Origin of the sequence: Streptomyces sp. NPDC051684 (assembly GCF_044453445.1) — a bacterium.
GTDB lineage: Bacteria > Actinomycetota > Actinomycetes > Streptomycetales > Streptomycetaceae > Streptomyces.
Map to the genome: position 1 here is coordinate 91,100 of NZ_JBITCS010000005.1, position 19,867 is coordinate 110,966.

Genomic DNA, 19,867 nt, shown 5'->3' on the forward strand with positions numbered 1-19,867 from the left:
GTCCGCCCCGGCCCACCGGGCTAGCGTGCCGTCGTGGATCACTTCTCGCGCTCATGGGCCGCGCTGCGTGCCGCGGTTGCCGGCCTCCCCGAGCAGGCCTTCGAGCAGCCCTCGGGATGCACCGGCTGGCTGGTGCGCGACCTGGTGTGTCATCTGGTCATCGACGCGCAGGACGTCCTGATCACCCTGGCCACGCCCGCGTCCACGGAGCCGACCGTCGATGCGGTGACGTACTGGCACGTGGCCGGTGAGCCGCCCACCGGCGATGACCCGCTCGACGCGCTGACGGTCCGGCTCGCCGCCGCCTACCAGGACCCGGCGCTGCTCACCTTCCACCTCGACGACGTCGGGTCCGCGGCGGGGCGGGCGGCCCAACTCGCCGACCCGGATGCCCGCGTGAGCACGCAGGGGCAGGTCCTCACGGTGGGTGACTACCTCACCGCGTACGTCCTGGAGTGGACCCTGCACCACCTCGACCTGATCGCCCATCTCCCGGAGGTGCCGGGGCCGCCCGTGGAGAGCCTCGCCCGGGCGCGGGTGCTCCTTGAGGGGATCGCGGGAGCCGCGTTCCCCGCGTCGTGGCGTGACACGGACGTGCTGCTCGTCGCGACAGGTCGCCGACCCGCGACGGAGCGGGAAGCAGGCGAACTCGGCACGCTGGCGCGGACGTTGCCGCTCGTGATCGGCTGACGGGACCGAGCGGTTCGCCGCCGGGTCCGAGTCTTGAGCCTCGAACCAGGGCGCCGGCCCCGGCCACGGCGAGCCGGCACGGCGGGCCGCCTGACGTCGCGCCGCGCGGGGGAGAGCGCAAGGCGCGCCGCACCTCGTCGGTGCGGCGCGCCCCATGTCATGCGACCGGCCCTGTCACGCCAGCGACAGGAACAGCTTCTCCAGCTCCTCCTCGCTGAGCGGCGGCTGTTCGCCGTCCGCCGCGGTCATGCAGTCCCGCATGCCGGAAGCGATGATCTTGAATCCGGCCCGGTCGAGGGCGCGCGAGACGGCGGCCAGCTGGGTGACCACGTCCTTGCAGTCGCGGCCCGCCTCGATCATCGCGATGACACCGGTCAACTGCCCCTGCGCACGGCGCAGCCGCTTCAGGACCGCGTCCATCGCCTCCGGGTTGCCCGTGCCGCTCATGAGCGCAGGGCCGCGCGGGCCGTGTCGAGGGCGCCCGGCGCGGGCCGGTTGAAGGGGAGCTTGCCGAGCATCGCCGCCATGCCGCACGTGTTGCTCACGCCGGAGTAGACGAGGCCGGAGGCGATGCCCGCGGCGAGCAGCCGGCACTTCGGGGCGCGGCGGCCGAGCGCGAGGCCGAGCAGGACCAGCGAACCGGCGGCGAACCTGACCTGGCGGTCCATCGCCCACGCGGCACGCTCGGGGCGCGCCGCGGTGTCGACCGGAAGTCCCTCGGCGGTCCAGGCCTGCGTGCCGCCGTCGAGCCCGACGGCGTCGACGCCGGCCTCCGCGAGCTTCGCGCAGGCGGCGGCGGAGCGCTGCCCGGCCGCGCACACGACGACGATCCGGCGGCGCCCGGCCGCGTCACGCAGGTCGGGCAGCAGCTCGTCGATGAGGTCCGCGGGCACATTGAGGGCGCCGGGCACGTGCCCCGACGAGTACTCGGCGGGTGCGCGCACATCGAGGACGAGGGTGTCGTCGGCGGCCCTGCCGTGCAGTTCGGCGGGGGCGAGGGTGGTGCTCATGTCTCTCCTGTCTCCCTGGTATACCCCCGAGGGTATCAGCGTGTACCCCCGTAGGTATGTGACCCGATCGGCCGGGCAAAGTCCCACCGAAAGCAGGACAAGGGATGTCGGTATTCCCGGACATGCTCGTGAGAACGAGCTGAACGGCCACGACAACGGGAGACGCCCATGCCTGACAACCTCTACCCGGCGACCGACGAACAACCCCTGCGCGGCAAGGTCGCCCTGGTCGCGGGCGCCACCCGCGGCGCAGGCCGCGGCATCGCCGTCGAACTCGGCGCGGCCGGCGCCACGGTCTACGTCACCGGCCGCAGCACCCGCGCCCGCCGCTCCGAGTACGACCGCCCGGAGACCATCGAGGACACCGCGGACCTCGTCACGGCCGCCGGCGGCCACGGCATCGCCGTCCCCACCGACCACCTCGAACAGGACCAGGTCCGCGCCCTCGTCGAGCGCGTCGACCGCGAACAGGGCCGCCTGGAGATCCTCGTCAACGACATCTGGGGCGGCGAGAACCTCTTCGAATGGGACACCCCCGTCTGGGAGCACGACCTCGACAACGGGCTCAGGCTGCACCGCCTGGCCGTCGAGACGCACGCCGTCACCAGCCACTACGCGCTGCCACTGCTGCTGCGCACGCCCGGTGGCCTGGTCGTCGAGGTCACCGACGGCACGGCCGAGTACAACAGCACGAACTATCGCGTGTCCTTCTTCTACGACCTGGCGAAGAACTCCGTCCTGCGCATGGCGTTCGCCCTCGGCCGGGAGCTCGGCCCGCGCGGGGCCACCGCCGTCGCCCTCACCCCCGGGTGGATGCGCTCGGAGATCATGCTCGGTCACTACGACGTCACCGAGGAGAACTGGCAGGACGCGGTGCGGGTGCAGCCGCACTTCGCCATCTCCGAGACGCCCCGCTACACCGGCCGCGCCGTCGCCGCGCTCGCCGCCGACCCGGACGTCGCCCGGTTCAACGGGACGTCCCAGTCCAGCGGCGGCCTCGCCAAGATCTACGGATTCACCGACCTCGACGGCAGCAGGCCCGACTCCTGGCGCTACCTCGTCGAGGTGCAGGACGCGGGCAAGCCCGCCGACGTCACGGGGTACCGCTGACGGTCACGCCCGGCCGCTCAGCCCTCGTCCGGATCGACGGCCCTGGCGGGCCAGATCCCGCTGCCGCCGCCGCGCCACTCGACGACGTCCGGGTCGTCGAGCGGCGCGTCCGCGAGTCCGGCGCGCCGCAGGAACTCCGCGACGTCGGCCACGGAGCGGGCCACGCCCACGCTCTCGCCGCGGATGGTGACCTGCCGTCCACCGGGCTGACCCACGTGCACGACAACTGAGGGGAATCCGTCGAATCCGTCCATGCCCTCAGCCTGGTGGCGGCGGGGGAGCGCCGCACCTCCAGGGCCCAAGGCTTCTGATCAGCTCGCACGGTCTGCGAGAATCCACCCCATGACAACGGCCATCGTTCCAGGTCTGGTCCTCGGCGACCGCAGCCCGCGCACCGCGACGCGGGAGCTGAGCCGCCGCTGACCCCTGCGCTCGCCCGGTGACCGTCACCGGGCCGCTTCCCGCTCCTCGCCGCAGTGCGCTTCGTGCCCCGCACGTTCCACTTCGAGGAGTTCCCACGGTGACCGTCCTGACCTGGACCGAACCCGATACCGACACCACCCGTACCGTGCCCTGGCGCGCGCTCGGCGGCGGACGGCCGCCCCGGCGCGTCCTCGTCGCCGACGACCGGACCCGCGCGCGGGAGGCCTACCGGCACGCCTGCGAAGGCACCGCGCTGGTGTGGCGCGGCGACTACCACGGCGCCCGACAGCTGCTCGGCGCCCTCGGCCGCCGCGTCGAGAGGGCGCTGCCGCCCGTCGACGGCTTCCACCAGCACCGCAGGAACCGCGCCCACCGCGCCCGCGTCCTCGGCATGCTCCTGGTCGTCCTCGGCGCCGACCACGGCCTCGACCTGCGCCGCGCCCCCGACGTGCGTCGCGCGTGCACCGAGGCCTACGGGCCCGCCCCCGGCACCCCCGGCGTCGTGCCGCTGCGCGAACTGCTCGGCGTGCTCGGCGCGCACGAGTGGCGCCGCACCGGCGTGCCCGTGGCCGCGCTCGACGGCGACCGCATCCACCCGCACTACGGAGTGTTCGCCCCGGTCAGGGGCGAGTACGTCGACCTGGTCCGCGCGGCGGAGCTGCCCCGCGGCGCGGTCGGCGGCGTCGCCTTCGACCTCGGCACCGGCACGGGGGTGCTCGCCGCCGTGCTCGCCCGGCGCGGCGTCGGCCGGGTCGTCGCCACGGACGCAGCGCCGCGCGCCCTCGCCTGCGCCCGCGACAACGTCGACCGGCTCGGGCTCCCGGACCGGATCGAGGTGAGCGAGGCGGGACCCTGGCCGTCGCACGGCCGCGCCAACCTCGTCGTCTGCAACCCGCCGTGGCTCCCGGCGCGCCCCACCTCACCCCTCGACGAAGGCGTGTACGACCCCGACTCGCGCATGCTGCGCGGCTTCCTCACCGGGCTCGCGGGCCGCCTCGCACCCGGCGGCGAGGGCTGGCTGATCCTCTCGGACCTGGCCGAACTCCTCGGCCTGCGCGGCCGCGACGAGCTCACGAACGCATGCGCCGCCGCGGGCCTGCGCGTCGCGGGCCGGGTCAACACCCGGCCGCGCCATCCGCGCTCCCGCGACCGCACCGATCCGCTGCACGCCGCGCGCGCCGCGGAGACGACATCGCTGTGGCGATTGGTTCCGACGGGGGAGGCCACCATGCGTGCATGACGGTGAATCAGGCGTGGCGGGGTGGGGCCAGAGGGGCAATGCGGGGTAAAGGGGTCAGGTCGTACTCGATCCGACATCCGCTCGACGGAGGTACTCCATGGCCCCGCACGCCCGTCTTCGCCGCCGCCACGCGGTGGCCGCGGCCGCCCTGCTGATCACCACGCTCGCGGGGGCAGTGCCCGCGGGGGCCGGAGCGGCGGAGGGCAGATCCGCTCCGGCCCCGGGCCAGGAGGCCGTCAAGGGCAGGGGGACCAACCTGCTCGTCGCCGGCCTCGACCGGCGCAGCGGGATGTCCCGCGAGGAGATCCAGCAGCTGCACGTCGGCGGCCAGCAGTGCGGCTGCACCGACGTGCTGATGCTCGTGCACATCGCCGCCGACGGCCGCCGCCTCAGCGTCGTCTCCCTGCCGCGCGACTCCTTCGTCCGCTTCGCCCGGCACGACCACCCCACGCACAGCGGAAAGATCAACGGGGCGTACGCCCACGGGGGCCGGGACCTGACCGTCCGTACGGTCGAACGCGCCACCGGCCTCCGCGTCGACCACTACATGGAGGCCGACTTCCGCGGGTTCGTCGAGGCCGTCGACGACCTCGGCGGAGCCGAGGTGTGCAGCGACAGGCCGCTGCGGGACGAGAATTCGGGACTCGACCTGGCCGCGGGCATCCATGATGTCGACGGCAAGCACGCCCTGCGCTACGTCCGCGCCCGCCACCTCAACCCGCCCGGCGACCTCGGACGGGTGCGCAGGCAACAGAAGCTGCTGCTCGGCATGTTGGCGCGGCTCTCCGACGCGCAGGTCTTCAAGGACCCGATGGCGACCGCCCGTACGGCCCGCGCGCTGATGTCGCACGTACGCACCGACGGCCACACGGACGTCCGTACCCTGACGTCCCTGGCGTGGAAGCTGCGCGACCTCACGCCGCGGCAGACCGAGTTCGCCACCGTGCCCATCTCCAACTTCGACTACCGGGACCCCACGTGGGGTTCGTCGCTGCTGTGGGACGACAAGCGGGCGAAGCGGATGTTCGGGGCGCTGCGCGCGGACCGGCCGCTGACGTCCACCCGGAAGTCCGGCGGCCCGGTCCCGGTCGGCATGCCTCCCCAGGAGACCAAGGTGAGCGTCGACGACCCGCGCGTCGCCGCCGGGCTGCGCGAGAGCGGCTTCGACGTGACCGAGGCGCCCGCGCCCGGCAGCCGCCCGAGCGGCCCCACCGTCGTGACGTACGATCCTGAACGCGCCCGCTTCGCGCCCTCCCTGGCGGCCGCGCTCCCCGGCGCGAAGCTGCGCCCCGTGGCCGGATTCGGCCCGGTCTTCCGCGTCGCCGTCGGGAGCGGTGATCGCGGTGTGACGCAAGTGACGTACGACCGCAGCATGGTGGAAGGCGCCCCGGTCACCGGCGACCGGCTGCGCTGCGGGCACTCTTCGGGCAAAAAGAGCTGAAAACCGACCGCTGCGGGGCCACTTGAGGTTCGGTGACGGGAGCGCGACGCTCCGTGTTGCGGTTACGGTTCTGCTGTGGTGATCAACGCGCAAGGCAACAACGAGGCACATTCCACCGAGCCGGGCACGGCGCTGCTCCTCGCGGCCGCGCCCGCCGGCAAGGCGGGCCTCATCGACGCGGTCTCCGTGCTGCCCACGCTCGCGGCGGTGCCGCCGGGCGTGCTCACCGGCACGGCGGCGGCGTCCGTCGTCGAAATCGCGGACCCGCTCGACCCGCAGGCCGTCCTCACCCGCCTGCGCACGGCTGCCGCGCAGCCCGGCCCGCTCCACCTGTACGTCGCCGGTCAGCTCCATCTCGACCACCGACAGCGCCTGTTGCACCTGGCCCTCGCCCGCACCACCCCGTCGACGCTGCGCTACACGGGGCTGCCCTGGCACTGGCTCACCGGCGAACTCACCCGGCGCCGCCCGCACACCACGAGCGTCGTGCTCGACCTCGTCGCCGACGCGGAGGCCTACAAGCACGTCGGAGCGGGCGGCCTGGGCCTCGGCCACGGCACCAGCGTCTTCGGCCGGGTGCTGCCGCCCCCGCCCCGCCGTACCACCCTCGCCCCCACCTACCTCCGCGCCTACGCGGACATCTGGCGCACGGGCGCCCGCCCCACCCCGCCCGACCTCCACGAGACGGCGGCGGCCCACGCGGGCCCGGCGGAGGCGTTGTTCGTGGCGCTGGGGTCGGGGTACGTGTCCGCGGGAGCGCCTACCGGCGCGGGGGCGGGTGCGGTTCCGGCGGCTCCGGTGGCTCAAGTTGCCGATCCGGCGCCGACCTCGCCTGGCGCTACGGGGGCGCCGTCTGGTCCTGTGCCGGGGCCGGACCCGGTGGCGGCGGGGGGAGCGGATACCTGGGCAGGTCCGGCCCCGGCCCCGGTGCCGGACTCGGGTCAGGACCGTCCCTCGGCCGCTGGCATGTCCTCGGCTGACTCACCGGGTACGGGGCCCGTCCCCGCGTCGCCTTCGGCTTCGGGCGGGGCGGCGACGCCGGGGCCGGAGTCCGTCTCGGGGGCTCTCGAGGCTTCGGACACCGGTAGGGCGGCAGTTTTGGGCCGGGCCACCGGCACGGCCCCGGCCAGGGGAGCGGCGCCGGGTTCGAGGCCCGCCCCCGTCTCGGCTTCGGCGCCGATATCGGCCGCGCGACCGGCGTCGGGTGCTGAGCCGGTCCCGGTGGCGACGCCGATCCCTGTCGCGGTACCGGCGGCGACGTCGAACTCCGGCCCGATCGCGGCCCCGGCCGCGCCTTCGGGGCCGGTCGCGCCTCAGCCCGCGGTTCCTGTGACCGCCGCGGCAGCCACGTCGGCTCCGCTTCCGGCGCCGACCTCCGGCCCCGATCCGGCGCCGACCTCCGGCTCCGATCCGACGCCGACCTCCGGCCCCGGCCCGGCGCCGACCTCCGCCCCTCCGCCGGCTCCCGCTCCTGCGCCGGCCCCGGCCCCGGCTCCTGCCCAGGCCCCGGCTCCGGCTCCTGCTCCGGACCCGAGTCACGCGCAGGTCCCCGCTCCGATGGCTGCCCCCGCGCCCGCCCCGACCGTCCAGCTCGGCAAAGCCCCGGCCCAGACCTCGACCCAGGCCCAGTTCCCGGCTCCGAGCCCCGTCGCCCCGCCCCCGGTTGCCGCCCTGCGTTCCGTCCCGCCCAACCCGCCGGCCCCCGCGCCGGCGGCGCACGCCATCCCGCCGATGCCCACCACCGCGCCCGCTCAGCCCGCTGCCCCCGCCCAGGCCGCCACGCCCGCTCAGCCCGCCGAGCCCGACCCGCACGCCCTGTTGCTCGCCGCCGTGCAGGCGGGGCGGCACGGGGAGGCCGCGTCCATCGCCGCCGCGTGGGAAGGGGAGGCGCTGCGGGTGCACGGGATGCGGTCCTCGCAGGTCGTGCACTGGATGGAGGTGCGTGCCGACCTCGCACGCCTTGCCGATGAACCGGGGCGCAGCTGCGAGTTGTGGATCGCCGTGGCGCACGCCCGGATCGCGCGCGGCGAGGCACCCTCCGACGAGGACGTGGAGGCGGCCGTCGACCGCGCCCACCACCAGTTCGAGCAGGTCCGGGACCCGGAGCGGGCCCGCGGGCACGCCGCCGGTCTGACCGCCCTGCGGGAACAGGTGCCGGGCCGCCGCCCCGGAGCCCTCGACGCGATCAAGCGCCGGCTCGACGCGCTCAGCGACCCGACCCGCAAGGCCTGACCCCACCGGCGCTCAACAGGCCCGCCGCACATACCCCTTCGTGCCGGCGGGCCGCACGTCCATGTCGCGCAGCACGATCGAGAGCCGGTCGCCCCACGCACGGCAGGCCCGGTCGAAGTCGGCCTTGCGGTACTCCACGGCGAAGACCCGGTCGTCGTACGCCGACGCGTACCCCCGGCACTCGTCGTGGGCCTGGCACTCCTCCGCCACCGCGAAGTCGAACCCGATGTCGCGGCGCTTCGGTAGGAGTTCCGCGGTGTTCTTCTGCCCGACCGCGAGCCCGGCCCCGTGCGCCCGTTCCGTGAGGAGCCGCGCGAACGCGACCGCGTCGGAGGCGTCGAGCAGTCCGTCGGAGCGTTCGTAGGAGTCGAGGTTGTCCGGTTCGACGGCCTGGTAGCCGTCGTCGGCGCAGCCGCCGATCCAGCCGCCGACGATGTTCGCCAGACGGCCGCGCTTCGCCTTCGTGGAGATGTCGAACAGCGGCTCGTCCCAGTCCTCGTCGACCACCAACTTCCCCTTGGCGTTCCGCAGCAGCAGGTCGTCGTGGTGGGCCCGCCACCACTTCACCGCGCCCGGCTGGGCCTGGAACGCGTTGACGTAGCAGACGTTGTAGAGCCCGCGCGCGGGCGCGTCCCCGCGGTCCCGCGACACGGCCCGCACCCCCGTGGGCGGCTTGTACGCGCCGCCGATCTGGTAGTCGAACCGCGCGTCGGGCGTCGGCCGTTGGACGCGCGGGGAGCGGCCCCCGGACTCCGGTGACGAGCAGGACGACACGGCGAACGCGGCGGTCAGGGCGAGGCACAAGGCCGACAGACGTCGGGAAGCCGGACGGAAGATCATCGTCGCAGCCTAGAACGAGAGACCCGCCCCACCCTTCACAACGGGCGCCGGAAACACACCCGGTCCTGCCCGGGACCGTCGTAGTCCGTACGCACCGCGACCCCGTCCACCTCCCGGTCGCCCGGCTCCACCACGAACCCCAGCGTCCGGTGGAAGGCGATCGACCCGGTGTTCCCCGGCGAGGTGATGGCCCGCACGTCCTTGCGTCCGGCCCGCTCCGCCCGGCGGAAGAACTCCTCGTACAGACCTCGCCCCACACCCGAGCCGCGCAGCGCCGGGTCGACCCCCACGAAGTGGATGTACGCGGAGGCGTCGTCATCGGCGGCGTACAGGCCCACGAGGAACGCCCGCACACCGGAGGCGTCCCGCGCCACCAGGCTGGTGCCCGCGAAGAACTGGAGGAACAGGCGGGGGAGCAGCAGCGACAACTCGCGCGCCTCCTGCGGCGTGCGCGAGTCGCCCCACCACTCCTGGACGCGTCGGACGAGCACGGGGTGGTCGTCCTCGCGCGCCGCGCGCACCTCGGGCATCGACGTTCCTTTCGCCTGGATTCGGCACGGACGGTTCGAACGGTCACCGAGCGGTACCGGTCGTGACACACCTCACGCCCCGCCGCGGCACCGCCGGGAACAACCCAGCCACCCGGTCCGTTGAACCAGACGTGGACACGGATGGAACAGTGTCCCCGGGCCCAACCTATCGCCCGCAGGGAAGATCGTTCGGCTGAAGCCCTGCGGAGCCCTCCGCCGAGAGGCGACCGCCATCCGTGTCCCACCCAGAGCCGCCCCGGCCGTGGTCCCCCGTCACGGCCGGGGCTTCCTTCTTGGCCGCCAGAAGGGCCCTAGAGTGCGCCCATGACGCGCTTCCACGAGACCAAGCACCGGCTCGTCACCACCTTCCAGCGGCACGTCGCCAACCCCGTGACCCGGCGCCTGCCGTCCCAGGTCCTCCTGGAGACGACCGGGCGCACGTCGGGTGCTCGCGCGCCGCACCCCGGTCGGCGGGCGGCGCGTCGAGGGGGCCTTCTGGCTGGTCTCGGAGTTCGGGTTCAAGTCCCAGTACGTACGCAACATCCAGGCCGATCCCCGGGTCCGCGTCCGGCTGCGCGGCCACTGGCACAGCGGCACCGCGCGCCTGCTGCCCGAGGACGACGCCCGCGCCCGCCTCGCGACCCTGCCGCGTCTCAACAGCGCCGCGGTCCGCGGCCTCGGCGTCGACCTGCTGACCGTATGTGTCGAGCTCGACGACTGACCTGGCATGATCGGGGGCATGGCAGAACGTGTGATCGCCGCGTGTGACGGCGCGTCCAAAGGAAACCCCGGACCCGCGGCGTGGGCCTGGGTCGTCGCCGACGGCGACGAGAAGCCCGTGCAGTGGGAGGCCGGCGCGCTCGGCACCGCGACGAACAATGTCGCCGAACTCACCGCCCTGGAGCGGCTGTTGAGTACGGTCGCCGCGGATGTGGCGCTCGAGGTCCGGATGGACTCGCAGTACGCGATGAAGGCGGTCACCACCTGGCTGCCCGGCTGGAAGCGCAAGGGCTGGAAGACGTCGGCGGGCAAGCCCGTCGCCAACCAGGAGCTGGTGCAGCGGATCGACGCGCTGCTCGAGGGCCGCGCGGTCGAGTTCAAGTACGTGCCCGCGCACCAGGTCGACGGCGACCCGCTGAACGACTTCGCGGACCGCGCCGCCAGCCAGGCCGCCGTCGCCCAGCAGGACGCGGGCAGCGCGCTCGGCTCGCCCGAGCCGCCGCCGTCCGGCCCCTCCTCGGCCAAGCCGCCGCGCGCGAAGGCGGCGTCCGGCGGCAAGCGGACCGCGTCCGGCTCCTCCTCGCGCACCCTCAAGGCGAAGTTCCCCGGCCGCTGCCGCTGCGGTCGCTCGTACGCCCAGGGCGAGGACATCGCCAAGAACCCCGACGGCTGGGGTCATCCGGAGTGCCGCACGTCGGCCTGAGCGACACCGACACACGAGGAGGGGCCCGGCGCAGCTCGCGCCGGGCCCCTCCGCATGTCCTACGTGGTCAGGTGCTGACCCGTACGTAGTCCACGACCAGCTGCTGCGGGAACTGCGTGCCGGAATCCGGGTCGCCCGGCCAGTCGCCGCCCACGGCGAGGTTGAGGATCAGGAAGAACGGCTTCTCGAAGACCCACTGGTTGCCGCCCACGTCGGCGGGCGTCCGGGTCTGGTACACCGTCCCGTCCACGGACCAAGTGATCTTGTTGGGCGTCCAGTCCACCGCGAACGTGTGGAAGGCGTCCGCGAAGGCCGCGCCGCCGGGCAGGGAGTAGCCCGCACCGATCCCGCCGGAACCGGAGTAGCCGGGGCCGTGGATGGTTCCGTGGACCGTCGAGGGCTCGAAGCCCACGTTCTCCATGATGTCGATCTCGCCGCAGTTGGGCCAGCCGGCCGAACCGATGTCACTGCCCAGCATCCAGAACGCGGGCCAGATGCCCTGCCCGCGCGGGATCTTCATGCGGGCCTCGACGTGGCCGTGCGTCGTCTCGAACTTCCCCGACGTGTTGAGGCGCGCCGACGTGTACTGGCATGTCCCGTACCAGCACTGGTAGTTGGAGGGATTCTCCTTGCGGGCCGTGATGACGAGGTTGCCCTGGCCGTCGAGTGCGGCGTTGTTGTTGCCCGCCGTGTAGAACTGCCGCTCGTGGTTGTTGACGTTGTCTCCGGTCTCGGTCTGCCACTTCGCACCGTCGACCGCCGAGCCGGCGGGCCCGTCGAAGTCGTCGGAGAAGGTGACCGCCGTGGTGTGCGCGTCGCCGTCGGCGTCGGCGGCGTTCGCCGTGGGAACGAACGCCGCGGCGACGCACAGCAGGGCTGCCGCGCCCAGCGGGAGTCTGCGGCTCAGCGGGCGGAGTGAACTGCGCATGGGGCATCACATCACTTCGGGTAGGGGGGTCGTGCCGTCCCGCGGCACGCCAGAAAGTGAAGGCAGGAACGCTGCGCTTGATGTGTTCCGTTCAAGAGTTGATTTAAGGGGTGGGGCCAAGGGGCGTCAAGGGACTGCGCGAAAGTCCGTACCAGAGTTCCCGGTTAGGGTTTACCGACGATCTTCGAGCCAGGGGTGATGTGAGCATGTTGCGGTGCGCGGTACTCGACGACTACCAGGGCGTCGCCCGTGAACTGGCCGACTGGGACCGCCTGTCGGACCGCGTCGACGTCACGTACCTCAATCGGTATGTCGACACGCACGACGAGCTGGTCGCGCTGCTCGGCGACTGCGAGATCGTCGTCGTGATGCGCGAACGCACCCCGTTCCCCGCCGAGTTGATCGCGCGGCTGCCGAAGCTGCGGCTCCTCGTCACCTCGGGCATGCGCAACGCGTCCATCGACCTCGACGCCGCCGCCGCGCACGGTGTCACCGTCTGCGGCACCGCCAGCAATCCCGAGCCGCCCGTCGAGCTGACCTGGGCCCTGATCCTGGGCCTCGCCCGCGGTGTCCTCACCGAGGGCGGCAATCTGCGCGACGGCGGCCCCTGGCAGTCCATGCTCGGCGCCGACCTGCACGGCCACCGGCTCGGTCTGCTCGGCCTCGGTAAGATCGGCGCACGCGTGGCGCGCGTCGGCGCCGCCTTCGGCATGGACGTCACGGCGTGGAGTCAGCACCTCACCGCCGAACGGGCGGCGGAGGCCGGTGCCACCCTCGCCGCCTCGAAGGAAGAACTCCTCGACACCAGCGACTTCGTCTCCGTCCACCTGGTCCTGGGCGAGCGCACCCGCGGCCTGCTCGGCGCCGACGAACTGCGCCGGATGCGCCGCACCGCCTACCTGGTCAACACCTCGCGCGCCGCGATCGTCGACCAGGAGGCGCTGCTGCGGGCGCTGCGCGAGGGCTGGATCGCCGGCGCGGGCAGCGATGTCTTCGACACCGAGCCGCTCCCGGCCGACCACCCCCTGCGCACCGCCCCGAACTTCCTCGGCCTGCCCCACCTGGGCTATGTCACGCGCCGCAACTACGAGGGCTTCTTCCAGGGCGCCGTCGGGGACATCGAGGCGTATCTGGCGGGGAGCCCCGTGCGCACGCTCGGCTGACCTCGGCTCAGCCGCGGACGAACTCCCGCAGCTCCTGTGCGAGGTGCGGGAACTCCTCCAGCACGGCCCCCGTCGCGAACTCGTGGTCCGCGTAGTCGAAGCCCGGTGTGACGACCTCCGCGACCAGGCCGTGCCGGGCGTCGCCGAGCAGGTGCGAGGCCTTCCAGTGGCCGCCGGGCACCAGCAGGAAGCGTTCGTCGTGCGGGCCGAGGACGGCGCGGTCGAGGGTGCCGTCCGGGGTGAGCGTCACGTACTCCAGAGGGCCGCCGTCGATCAGGAAGTGCAGGATGTCGCTGCGGTTGCGGTGCAGCAGACCGCTGGGCCGGCGCTCGTCGAGCAGGTAGTAGATCGACGTCGCCGAGGGGCGGGGGCCGTGCGGCGTCGACAGCTCGTGCGGGCTCGTGTAGACGCGGCGGAAGTGGCCGCCCTCGCCGTGGGGCTCCAGATCCAGCTCGCGCTGCCAGTCGCGCACGGTCGCTCCTCAGGGTGGAACATGGGTGGGTGGTCAAGAGTAGAGGGCGCGGGGCCGGGAAGCCCCGGGCGCACGAGCACCGTGCGCTGTCGCCCGCGCACCCGCCGTGACCTGCAACTCCGTGGTGAATCCCGGGAGTTGGCATGGCAGACTGCGGGCAGGTCACACGCATTGGCCTGCCCGCACAGCGACGTTGGAGAGTCTCCATGACGGCACCTGCTCCCCGGCCCCGTATCGACACCAGCCAGGCGCACCCCGCGCGGGTCTACGACTGGTTGCTGGGCGGGAAGGACAACTACCCCGTCGACGAGGCCGTCGGCGAGCAGCTGCCGCCCGAGGCGCGGGACGCGGCGCGGCAGAACCGGGAGTTCATGCACCGCGCCGCCGCCTGGCTCGCCGGGCAGGGCGTCGACCAGTACCTGGACATCGGCACCGGCATCCCGACGGCGCCGAACCTGCACCAGATCGTGCAGCGCGTCGTCCCGAGCGCCAAGGTCGTCTACACCGACAACGACCCGATCGTGCTGCGGCACGCCCAGGCGCTGCTCGTCAGCAGCCCCGAGGGTGCCACCGACTACATCGAGGGCGATGTCCGCGAGCCGGACGCCATCCTCGAACACGCCCGCACCGTCCTGGACTTCGACCGGCCGATCGCCCTGTCGCTGATCGCGCTGATGCACTTCGTCCCGGACGACGAGGAGGCGTACGGCATCGTCTCCAGGCTGGTGTCCGAGCTGCCGCCGGGCAGCCACCTGGTGCTGTCCAACGCCTCCTGCGACATCTTCCCCGAGCTGGTCGAGAAGGTCGTCGCGCAGTACGCGGCGGCCGGGATCGAGCTGGGCTTCCGCACCCACGAAGGGGTGGCGCGGTTCTTCGACGGGCTGGACATGGTCGAGCCGGGCCTGGTCACCGCCACCGAGTGGTTCCGCGGTGAGCCCGCACCCGAGCCCGAGCCGTCCGGCATCTACTCGGGCGTCGGCCGGATCTCCTGACTCACGCGAGTGGCGGCGCGCCGTTGAGCCGGGCCGACAGCTGGTGCGCCGCCGCGACCACCGCCTCCGCGACCTGCGGCAGCGCCTCCGGCGGCAGCCGGAACACGGGCGCCGAGACATTGACGGCCGCCACCACGTCGCCCCGGTGATCGTGCACCGGGACCGCGACGGCGGTCAGGCCCGGCTCCATCTCCTCCGCCGCCACTGCGAAGCCGCGCACCCGCTCCGCGCGCAGCCGCTCCAGGACGGCGGGGGTGTCACGGGGCGCCGCGTCCGTGCCGGGCAGCGGCGCCCCGTCCTCGGTCGTCAGGAGCGCCGCCACCTGGTCGTCCGGCAGCCCGAACAGCAGCGCGCGCCCCGCCGACGTGCAGTTCAGGGGCGAGGTGCGGCCGATCCACTCGTGCGCCTGGAGGCCGCGTGAGGTGCGCTCGGTGAGTACGGTCACGACGCCGTGCCCGGACAGCACCGTCAGATAGGCCGGCTCCCCGACGCGGTGCACCAGATCCCGCAGCACCGGCGGCGCCTCCCCGTAAAGGCGTTCCTCGCCCGCCGACGAGGCCAGCGCGAGCAGCTGCCAGCCGACGCGATAGCGCAGCGTGCGCGGGTCCCGCTCCAGGAACCCCTCCTGCGCCAGGACCTTCAGGGTCCGCGACACCTGTGTCTTCTCCCGGCCCACCGCCTGGGCCACTTCCTGTACGCCCATGGGGCCCTGCGCGAGCGCGCGCAGCACGTCCAGCGCGCGGTGCACGCTGCTCAGGTTCTCCGCTGCCATGACGCAAGCGTGCCACAGCGGCGTGCGTATACAGCAACTCGCATTGTTCCATTCGCACGCACCGCCCTATGGTCGATCCACATGTGCGGAATCGCAGCCATACACAGCCATCACGGAAGTCTCGACACCGAGTGCGCCGACGCGGCGCCGGAGGGCATGCTCGACCGGCTCGCCCACCGCGGACCCGACGACAGCGGGACCCGGACGGTAGGCGGCCACAGCTGGCTCGGCCACCGCCGCCTGTCCATCGTCGACCTCGACGGCGGACACCAGCCGCTCGGCGGCACGGACGGAGACGACGACTGGTCCCTCGTGTGCAACGGGGAGATCTACAACCACGGAACACTGCGCGAGGAACTGCCCGCCGAGGCCTTCGGCTCCTCGTCCGATTCGGCGGCGGCGCTCGCCGTGCTGCGCACGGACGGGCCCGCGGGCCTGCTCCGGCTGCGCGGCATGTGGGCGCTGTGCGCGGCCGCACCGGGCGGCCGGTTCGTCGCCGCCCGCGACGCCATCGGCGTCAAGCCCCTGTACTGGGCGCGCACGGACACCGCCGTGCACTTCGCCTCGGAACTGCGCGCCTTCGACCCCGACGTACAGCCCAACGCCGAGATCTTCCCGCCCGGCCACTGGTGGACGCCCGAGGACGGCCTGCACCGCTTCGCGGAGCCCGTGCCCGAGGTGTCCGAGACCTGGGGCGGGGTGCCCGAGCAGGTCGTCGAGAAGGCCACCTTCGAGTCCGTCGCCGACTCCGTCCGCCGCCACCTGATGGCGGACGTCGAGGTGGGTGTGTTCCTGTCCGGCGGGCTCGACTCCAGCCTCGTCGCCGCGGTCGCCGCCGACGCGTACGCCCGCCAGGGCCGCCGCCTCAAGACCTTCGCCGTCGGCACGGAGGACTCTCCGGACCTGCTCGCCGCGCGGGACGCCGCCGCGTTCCTGGGCACCGAGCACCACGAGGCGGTGCTCGACGCCGAGGCCGCGGCGCGGGTTCTCGACGAGGTGGTCGGGTGCGTGGAGTCCTTCGACGCCAGCCTGATCCGCAGCGCCGTCCCGAACTGGTTCCTGTCCGAACTCGCCTCCCGGCACGTCAAGGCGGTCCTCACGGGAGAGGGCGCCGACGAACTCTTCGCCGGCTACGGCTACTACCACGAGCAACACGCCGCCCCCGAGGAACTGGACGCCGAACTGCGCCGCACCATAGGCGCGTTGCACGGCCTCAACCTCCAGCGCTGCGACCGCGTCACCATGGCCCACGGCCTGGAGGCACGCGTCCCGTTCCTCGACCGGGACGTCATCGCACACGCCATGTCACTGCCCGCACCCGTCAAGGCACTTGAGGCCGACGGCATGGAGAAGGGCCACCTGCGCCGCGCCTTCGCGGGCTGGCTCCCCGAGCACCTGCTGTGGCGCCGCAAGGAGCAGTTCGGCACGGGAAGCGGCGCCGAGAGCGTCCTGAGCCCCCTGTGGAACAGCCGCATCACGGACGAGGAGTTCGCGACGGCCACCACCGAGGACGGGGCCCCCGAACTCCGCAACAAGGAGGAACTCGGCTACTACCGAACGTTCCGCGCCGCACTGCCGGGCGTCCGCCCGGAGTCGGTACTGACGCGGTTCGCGACGGCGTAGCTCTTAGCCGAGCAGGCCGCGGGCCGCTGCCACCGCCTGCTCGGCGTAGCCGCGGCCGAAGAGCACCGCGTGGACCAGGAGGGGGAAGAGCTGGTGGAGCGGGATGCGGGCGTGCCAGTCGGCGGCGAGTGGCGCTGTGCGTTCGTAGCCGTCGAGGATTCGGTCCAGGTGTGGCGCGCCGAAGAGGTGCAGTATCGCCAGGTCGGTCTCGCGGTGGCCGCCGTGCGCGGCCGGGTCGATGAGCCGGGCCGCGCCGTCCGCGCCCCAGAGCAGGTTGCCGTTCCACAGGTCGCCGTGGAGGCGGGCGGGCGGCTCGACGGGACCCGCGAGGTCGGGCAGTCGCTCGCAGACTCGCTCGATCGGCCGCGCCTCGGTGGGGGAGAGGTTGCCGGCGTCGACGGCGGTGCGCAGGTAGGGCAGCACACGGTGGTCGGCGTACCAGTGCGGCCAGTCGTCGCCCGGCACATTGCGCATGGGGGCGAGGCCGATGTACGCGTCCGTCGGCCCGTCGGGCGGCGCGGCGCCGAACGCCGGGGCTCCGCAGGTGTGCAGCCGCGCCAGGTCTGCGCCGAACCGCACCGCGGCGTCCGGGCTCGGCCGTCCCTCGTCGACCCGGTCGACGACCAGGAAACGCTCGTCGCAGCCGTGCACCGTGGGCACCGCCACAGCTTCGGCCGCCGCGAGCCACCGCAGTCCGGCCGCCTCCGCGCGCACCGCGGCGGGGCTGTCCGCGTGTTTCACCACGACCACGCGGCCGTCGTCGAGGGTGATCTCGGCGAGGTGGGAGGAGAGACGGCGCTCGGCGGTGACCGGGCGGCCGGTGAAGCGGGTCGCGGCGGCTGCTGGTTCCGACATGACTCCCAGCGTAGGACGGCCGCGCGGCCGTTGACGTGACACACGGCCCGCTGATCTGCTGCGTTGATCGGCGCGGGGCTCGATTCGGATCCCGGTCAACGTACGGAACGAGGCGAACGCGGATGAGTACCACGGCAGTTGCTCCCGTCCTGGTCGTGCAGAACACCAGGAGCGGCGGCCCCGGCCGGGTCGGTGACTGGCTGCGCGAGGCGGGCCTCGCGGTGGAGGTACTGCGGCCGTACGCGGGTGAGGTGTTGCCCGAAATGCTCGACGGCAGGCCGCTGCTGGTGCTGGGCGGTGGCTTCCTGCCGGACGACGACGCCCGCGCACCCTGGCTGCCCGCCGCGCGCCGCCTCGCCGCGCAGGCGCTCGACGGCGGCACGCCCGTCCTCGGTATCTGCCTCGGCGGTCAACTCCTCGCCCAGGTGGCGGGCGGACGTGTGCGGGGGAGTCACGGACGGCCCGAGTACGGCAGTACGCGCATACGGCTGCGGCCCGAGGCTGCCGACGACCCGCTGCTGCACGGGTTCGGCGGCACGGTGCCCGCGATCGAGCGGCACATCGACCAGATCACCGAACTGCCGCCGGGCGCCGCCTGGCTGGCGTCCACCGAGGCCTGCCCGCACCAGGCGTTCCGGGTGGGGGAGCGGGCCTGGGGCGTTCAGTTCCACCCCGAGGCCGACGCCGCGCGGATCGCCGGATGGGACCCCGAGCCCCTGGCCCGGCAGGGCTTCGACCGGGGCCGGCTGCACGCCGCGGCGGTGGCGGAGGAGGCTGCGGCCGTCGCGGTGTGGGCGGAGGTCACACGGAGGTTCGCTCGGGTGTGCGCGACGACGCCGTAAACGGCGGGGCGGCGGGCGCCGACGCAGTGGTCCTGCGCCGTGCCACCGACGCGACGACGGTGGTGAGCACGCCCGCGAGCAGCCCCCAGAACGCGGACCCGATGCCGAGCAGCGTCACCCCGGAGGCGGTCGCGAGGAACGTGACGACGGCCGCCTCCCGGGACTTCGGGTCGGACAGCGCGCCGGCCAGGGCGGACTCGATCGTGGCGAGCATGCCCACTCCGGCGACCGCCAGGACCAGCGCGTGCGGCATCGCGCCGAGCAGTGAGGCCACCGTCGCGCCGAGCAGGCCGACGCACAGGTAGAAGACACCCGCCCACACGGCCGCGAGATAGCGCCGCTTCCGGTCGGGGTGCGCCTCCTCGCCGGTGCAGATCGCCGCGGTCAGCGCCGCGAGGTTGAGGCCGAACGCGCCGAACGGCGCGAGCACCGCCTGTGCGACACCGGTCCAGGTCAGGACGGGCGAGATCGGCACCTCGTACCCGGACGTGCGCAGCACGGCGACACCCGGCAGGTTCTGCGAGGCCATGGTGACCACGAACAGCGGCACACCGACGCTGACGAGCACCTTCCAGTCGAGCTCCGGAGTCGTGAACACCGGCTGCGCGAACGACAGTTGGACCCGCTCCAGGTGCCAGCCGCCGGTGAGGACGGAGGCCACGACGCCACCGGCGAGCGCGACCACCACGGCGTAGCGCGGCAGCACCCTGCGGGCGAGGAGATACAGCGCGAACACCGGGAACGCGATCCCGAAGTGCCCGCCCATCTGCGCGAAGAGTCCCGTCCCGAAGTGCAGGAGCACACCCGCGAGCAGCGCGGAGGCGAGCGGCACCGGGATCCGGTCCATGAGCCGGGCGAACCACCCCGTCAGTCCGCTCACCACCGTCAGCACGGCACTGAACACGAACGCGCCGACGGCCTTCTCCATGGACACCCCGCTCAGGCTCGTCGCGAGGAGGGCGGCCCCCGGTGTCGACCAGGAGGTGAGCACGGGCGCCTTGTTGCGCAGTGAAAGGCCCACGGTGGTGACGGCGATGCCGACGCCGAGCGCCAGCATCCACGAGGACGCCTCCCGCGCGTCCGCCCCGGCCGTCCGCGCGGCGGTGAACACGATGGCGGCCGCGCTGGTCACTCCGACCGTGGTCGCGATGAGCCCCGCCGCCACGGCCGAGGGTGGTGCGAGGGCGCGTATGCGGGCGAGCGAGGGCATGCGGGTGTCACTTCCGGAGGCAGGGGGAGGCAGGATGGGGCGAGCGCACAACGCGTTCCATGAACGGAACG

General features: G+C 73.4%; 20 protein-coding genes and 1 pseudogene. 11 read left to right on the forward strand and 10 right to left on the reverse strand.

All coding sequences use genetic code 11. The features are described from left to right. The first annotated feature begins 33 nt into the window (after positions 1–33). On the forward strand, positions 34–690 hold the full coding sequence (locus ACIA8D_RS08040) for a maleylpyruvate isomerase N-terminal domain-containing protein (RefSeq protein ID WP_399229819.1): 657 nt from the start codon (positions 34–36) through the stop codon (positions 688–690). A 174-nt stretch (positions 691–864) separates the two neighbouring features. Here the strand turns inward: ACIA8D_RS08040 and ACIA8D_RS08045 are convergent, their stop codons facing one another. After that, positions 865–1,137, reverse strand: a complete 273-nt coding sequence (locus ACIA8D_RS08045; protein ID WP_399229821.1) for a metal-sensitive transcriptional regulator — start codon at positions 1,135–1,137, stop codon at positions 865–867. Continuing rightward, positions 1,134–1,700 (reverse strand): rhodanese-like domain-containing protein, encoded by a 567-nt coding sequence (locus ACIA8D_RS08050; RefSeq protein ID WP_399229822.1) that lies wholly within the window; start codon positions 1,698–1,700, stop codon positions 1,134–1,136. The genes ACIA8D_RS08045 and ACIA8D_RS08050 overlap by 4 nt, the downstream gene beginning before the upstream one ends. A 168-nt stretch (positions 1,701–1,868) precedes the next feature. On the opposite strand from ACIA8D_RS08050, the gene ACIA8D_RS08055 reads away from it, so the two are divergent. Then, on the forward strand, positions 1,869–2,810 hold the full coding sequence (locus ACIA8D_RS08055) for an SDR family oxidoreductase (RefSeq protein ID WP_399229823.1): 942 nt from the start codon (positions 1,869–1,871) through the stop codon (positions 2,808–2,810). 17 nt (positions 2,811–2,827) lie between these two features. Here ACIA8D_RS08055 and ACIA8D_RS08060 read toward each other — a convergent pair whose 3' ends face one another. Next, positions 2,828–3,064 carry a hypothetical protein gene (locus ACIA8D_RS08060; protein ID WP_399229825.1) on the reverse strand — a complete coding sequence of 79 codons (237 nt, stop codon included), beginning with the start codon at positions 3,062–3,064 and terminating at the stop codon, positions 2,828–2,830. Positions 3,065–3,330: 266 nt separating this feature from the next. Here ACIA8D_RS08060 and ACIA8D_RS08065 point away from each other — a divergent pair, with 266 nt between their 5' ends. From ACIA8D_RS08065 to ACIA8D_RS08075, 3 genes are all read left to right on the forward strand, one after another. Further along, positions 3,331–4,473, forward strand: a complete 1,143-nt coding sequence (locus tag ACIA8D_RS08065) for a methyltransferase (RefSeq protein ID WP_399229827.1) — start codon at positions 3,331–3,333, stop codon at positions 4,471–4,473. 97 nt (positions 4,474–4,570) lie between these two features. Next, complete coding sequence (locus tag ACIA8D_RS08070; RefSeq protein ID WP_399229829.1) at positions 4,571–5,914, forward strand: LCP family protein; 1,344 nt, start codon at positions 4,571–4,573, stop codon at positions 5,912–5,914. A gap of 75 nt (positions 5,915–5,989) precedes the next feature. Further along, positions 5,990–8,146 (forward strand): hypothetical protein, encoded by a 2,157-nt coding sequence (locus ACIA8D_RS08075; RefSeq protein WP_399229831.1) that lies wholly within the window; start codon positions 5,990–5,992, stop codon positions 8,144–8,146. 12 nt (positions 8,147–8,158) lie between these two features. On the opposite strand, the gene ACIA8D_RS08080 is transcribed toward ACIA8D_RS08075, so the two are convergent. Together ACIA8D_RS08080 and ACIA8D_RS08085 are read right to left on the reverse strand one after the other, a co-directional pair. Continuing rightward, the gene (locus tag ACIA8D_RS08080) at positions 8,159–8,986 is read right to left on the reverse strand and encodes an endo alpha-1,4 polygalactosaminidase (RefSeq protein ID WP_399229833.1); all 828 of its coding nucleotides are present in this window, start codon (positions 8,984–8,986) and stop codon (positions 8,159–8,161) included. 35 nt (positions 8,987–9,021) lie between these two features. Then, complete coding sequence (locus ACIA8D_RS08085) at positions 9,022–9,516, reverse strand: GNAT family N-acetyltransferase (RefSeq protein ID WP_399229835.1); 495 nt, start codon at positions 9,514–9,516, stop codon at positions 9,022–9,024. 324 nt (positions 9,517–9,840) lie between these two features. Between ACIA8D_RS08085 and ACIA8D_RS08090 the strand changes: the two are divergent. Beyond that, a pseudogene (locus tag ACIA8D_RS08090) lies at positions 9,841–10,237 on the forward strand (nitroreductase/quinone reductase family protein). A gap of 6 nt (positions 10,238–10,243) precedes the next feature. Further along, positions 10,244–10,939, forward strand: a complete 696-nt coding sequence (locus tag ACIA8D_RS08095) for a ribonuclease H (RefSeq protein ID WP_399229837.1) — start codon at positions 10,244–10,246, stop codon at positions 10,937–10,939. A 67-nt stretch (positions 10,940–11,006) separates the two neighbouring features. Here ACIA8D_RS08095 and ACIA8D_RS08100 read toward each other — a convergent pair whose 3' ends face one another. Further along, positions 11,007–11,867: a family 16 glycosylhydrolase gene (locus ACIA8D_RS08100; protein ID WP_399229838.1), complete on the reverse strand. Its 861-nt coding sequence runs from the start codon at positions 11,865–11,867 to the stop codon at positions 11,007–11,009. Positions 11,868–12,073: 206 nt separating this feature from the next. Between ACIA8D_RS08100 and ACIA8D_RS08105 the strand changes: the two genes are divergently transcribed. Further along, complete coding sequence (locus tag ACIA8D_RS08105) at positions 12,074–13,030, forward strand: D-2-hydroxyacid dehydrogenase family protein (RefSeq protein ID WP_399229840.1); 957 nt, start codon at positions 12,074–12,076, stop codon at positions 13,028–13,030. A gap of 7 nt (positions 13,031–13,037) precedes the next feature. Here ACIA8D_RS08105 and ACIA8D_RS08110 read toward each other — a convergent pair whose 3' ends face one another. Beyond that, the gene (locus tag ACIA8D_RS08110) at positions 13,038–13,502 is read right to left on the reverse strand and encodes a cupin domain-containing protein (RefSeq protein ID WP_399229842.1); all 465 of its coding nucleotides are present in this window, start codon (positions 13,500–13,502) and stop codon (positions 13,038–13,040) included. A 206-nt stretch (positions 13,503–13,708) separates the two neighbouring features. Here ACIA8D_RS08110 and ACIA8D_RS08115 point away from each other — a divergent pair, with 206 nt between their 5' ends. Beyond that, entirely contained in the window at positions 13,709–14,494 is a 786-nt protein-coding gene (locus ACIA8D_RS08115; RefSeq protein ID WP_399229844.1) for an SAM-dependent methyltransferase, read from the forward strand. Between the two features lies 1 nt (position 14,495). Here the strand turns inward: ACIA8D_RS08115 and ACIA8D_RS08120 are convergent, their stop codons facing one another. Then, positions 14,496–15,266, reverse strand: a complete 771-nt coding sequence (locus ACIA8D_RS08120; RefSeq protein ID WP_399229847.1) for an IclR family transcriptional regulator — start codon at positions 15,264–15,266, stop codon at positions 14,496–14,498. Positions 15,267–15,347: 81 nt separating this feature from the next. Between ACIA8D_RS08120 and asnB the strand changes: the two genes are divergently transcribed. After that, complete coding sequence (asnB, locus tag ACIA8D_RS08125) at positions 15,348–16,889, forward strand: asparagine synthase (glutamine-hydrolyzing) (protein WP_399229848.1); 1,542 nt, start codon at positions 15,348–15,350, stop codon at positions 16,887–16,889. Between the two features lie 3 nt (positions 16,890–16,892). On the opposite strand, the gene ACIA8D_RS08130 is transcribed toward asnB, so the two are convergent. Continuing rightward, positions 16,893–17,744, reverse strand: a complete 852-nt coding sequence (locus tag ACIA8D_RS08130; RefSeq protein WP_399229850.1) for a fructosamine kinase family protein — start codon at positions 17,742–17,744, stop codon at positions 16,893–16,895. A 122-nt stretch (positions 17,745–17,866) separates the two neighbouring features. Between ACIA8D_RS08130 and ACIA8D_RS08135 the strand changes: the two genes are divergently transcribed. After that, on the forward strand, positions 17,867–18,586 hold the full coding sequence (locus ACIA8D_RS08135) for a type 1 glutamine amidotransferase (RefSeq protein WP_399229851.1): 720 nt from the start codon (positions 17,867–17,869) through the stop codon (positions 18,584–18,586). On the opposite strand, the gene ACIA8D_RS08140 is transcribed toward ACIA8D_RS08135, so the two are convergent. After that, positions 18,546–19,796, reverse strand: coding sequence for a benzoate/H(+) symporter BenE family transporter (locus tag ACIA8D_RS08140; RefSeq protein WP_399229853.1), 1,251 nt, complete (start codon positions 19,794–19,796; stop codon positions 18,546–18,548). The two genes, ACIA8D_RS08135 and ACIA8D_RS08140, sit on opposite strands and share 41 nt — an antisense overlap. Positions 19,797–19,867: the final 71 nt, after the last annotated feature.